Annotated in this window: 2 rRNA genes (1 of these 2 cut by a window edge); both read left to right on the top strand. The window is 58.1% G+C overall.

Annotated elements, in window-relative coordinates:
- Window positions 1-4 precede the first annotated feature (4 nt).
- Window positions 5-1529 (top strand): 16S ribosomal RNA (locus tag ACZ7OO_RS43930).
- Window positions 1530-1826: 297 nt separating this feature from the next.
- A 23S ribosomal RNA gene (locus ACZ7OO_RS43935) occupies window positions 1827-3088 on the top strand (it continues 1485 nt past the right edge of the window).
- Together the 16S and 23S rRNA genes form the textbook arrangement of a ribosomal RNA operon.

Raw genomic sequence — 3088 nt, forward strand, 5'->3', positions numbered from 1 at the left:
AACATTCACGGAGAGTTTGATCCTGGCTCAGGACGAACGCTGGCGGCGTGCTTAACACATGCAAGTCGAACGATGAACCACTTCGGTGGGGATTAGTGGCGAACGGGTGAGTAACACGTGGGCAATCTGCCCTGCACTCTGGGACAAGCCCTGGAAACGGGGTCTAATACCGGATATGAGCCGGGACCGCATGGTTCTGGTTGTAAAGCTCCGGCGGTGCAGGATGGGCCCGCGGCCTATCAGCTTGTTGGTGAGGTAATGGCTCACCAAGGCGACGACGGGTAGCCGGCCTGAGAGGGCGACCGGCCACACTGGGACTGAGACACGGCCCAGACTCCTACGGGAGGCAGCAGTGGGGAATATTGCACAATGGGCGAAAGCCTGATGCAGCGACGCCGCGTGAGGGATGACGGCCTTCGGGTTGTAAACCTCTTTCAGCAGGGAAGAAGCGAAAGTGACGGTACCTGCAGAAGAAGCGCCGGCTAACTACGTGCCAGCAGCCGCGGTAATACGTAGGGCGCAAGCGTTGTCCGGAATTATTGGGCGTAAAGAGCTCGTAGGCGGCTTGTCACGTCGATTGTGAAAGCCCGGGGCTTAACCCCGGGTCTGCAGTCGATACGGGCTAGCTAGAGTGTGGTAGGGGAGATCGGAATTCCTGGTGTAGCGGTGAAATGCGCAGATATCAGGAGGAACACCGGTGGCGAAGGCGGATCTCTGGGCCATTACTGACGCTGAGGAGCGAAAGCGTGGGGAGCGAACAGGATTAGATACCCTGGTAGTCCACGCCGTAAACGGTGGGAACTAGGTGTTGGCGACATTCCACGTCGTCGGTGCCGCAGCTAACGCATTAAGTTCCCCGCCTGGGGAGTACGGCCGCAAGGCTAAAACTCAAAGGAATTGACGGGGGCCCGCACAAGCGGCGGAGCATGTGGCTTAATTCGACGCAACGCGAAGAACCTTACCAAGGCTTGACATACACCGGAAACGGCCAGAGATGGTCGCCCCCTTGTGGTCGGTGTACAGGTGGTGCATGGCTGTCGTCAGCTCGTGTCGTGAGATGTTGGGTTAAGTCCCGCAACGAGCGCAACCCTTGTCCCGTGTTGCCAGCAGGCCCTTGTGGTGCTGGGGACTCACGGGAGACCGCCGGGGTCAACTCGGAGGAAGGTGGGGACGACGTCAAGTCATCATGCCCCTTATGTCTTGGGCTGCACACGTGCTACAATGGCCGGTACAATGAGCTGCGATACCGTGAGGTGGAGCGAATCTCAAAAAGCCGGTCTCAGTTCGGATTGGGGTCTGCAACTCGACCCCATGAAGTCGGAGTCGCTAGTAATCGCAGATCAGCATTGCTGCGGTGAATACGTTCCCGGGCCTTGTACACACCGCCCGTCACGTCACGAAAGTCGGTAACACCCGAAGCCGGTGGCCCAACCCCTTGTGGGAGGGAGCTGTCGAAGGTGGGACTGGCGATTGGGACGAAGTCGTAACAAGGTAGCCGTACCGGAAGGTGCGGCTGGATCACCTCCTTTCTAAGGAGCACTTCTAGGCTGTTTCGGCAGTCCAGAGGCCACTACGTCGGCAAATGTTCGACGGTGGTTGCTCATGGGTGGAACGTTGACTACTCGGCACACTCGGTTTGCTTCTCCTCCTAGTACTGCTTCGGCGTGGAACGGGTGAGGGAAGAGGCGAGGGTGTCGGGCACGCTGTTGGGTGTCTGAGGGAATGATTTTCCTTCAGGTGCCGGCCCCAGTGAACTCGCCTGTGAGGGCGGGGTGATGGGTGGCTGGTCGTTGTTTGAGAACTGCACAGTGGACGCGAGCATCTGTGGCCAAGTTTTTAAGGGCGCACGGTGGATGCCTTGGCACCAGGAACCGATGAAGGACGTGGGAGGCCGCGATAGTCCCCGGGGAGTCGTCAACCAGGCTTTGATCCGGGGGTTTCCGAATGGGGAAACCCGGCAGTCGTCATGGGCTGTCACCCGCTGCTGAACACATAGGCAGTGTGGAGGGAACGAGGGGAAGTGAAACATCTCAGTACCCTCAGGAAGAGAAAACAACCGTGATTCCGGGAGTAGTGGCGAGCGAAACCGGATGAGGCCAAACCGTATGCGTGTGAGACCCGGCAGGGGTTGCGTATGCGGGGTTGTGGGATCTCTCTTTCACGGTCTGCCGGCCGTGAGACGAGTCAGAAACCGTTGATGTAGGCGAAGGACATGCGAAAGGTCCGGCGTAGAGGGTAAGACCCCCGTAGCTGAAACATTGACGGCTCGTTTGAGAGACACCCAAGTAGCACGGGGCCCGAGAAATCCCGTGTGAATCTGGCGGGACCACCCGCTAAGCCTAAATATTCCCTGGTGACCGATAGCGGATAGTACCGTGAGGGAATGGTGAAAAGTACCGCGGGAGCGGAGTGAAATAGTACCTGAAACCGTGTGCCTACAAGCCGTGGGAGCATCCTTGTGGTGTGACTGCGTGCCTTTTGAAGAATGAGCCTGCGAGTTTGCGGTGTGTTGCGAGGTTAACCCGTGTGGGGTAGCCGTAGCGAAAGCGAGTCCGAATAGGGCGGTTTAGTAGCGCGCTCAAGACCCGAAGCGGAGTGATCTAGCCATGGGCAGGTTGAAGCGGAGGTAAGACTTCGTGGAGGACCGAACCCACCAGGGTTGAAAACCTGGGGGATGACCTGTGGTTAGGGGTGAAAGGCCAATCAAACTCCGTGATAGCTGGTTCTCCCCGAAATGCATTTAGGTGCAGCGTCGTGTGTTTCTTGCCGGAGGTAGAGCACTGGATAGGCGATGGGCCCTACCGGGTTACTGACCTTAGCCAAACTCCGAATGCCGGTAAGTGAGAGCGCGGCAGTGAGACTGTGGGGGATAAGCTCCATGGTCGAGAGGGAAACAGCCCAGAGCATCGACTAAGGCCCCTAAGCGTACGCTAAGTGGGAAAGGATGTGGAGTCGCACAGACAACCAGGAGGTTGGCTTAGAAGCAGCCACCCTTGAAAGAGTGCGTAATAGCTCACTGGTCTAGTGATTCCGCGCCGACAATGTAGCGGGGCTCAAGCGTACCGCCGAAGTCGTGTCATTCGTACGA

This window comes from Streptomyces sp. NPDC111744 (assembly GCF_055634995.1).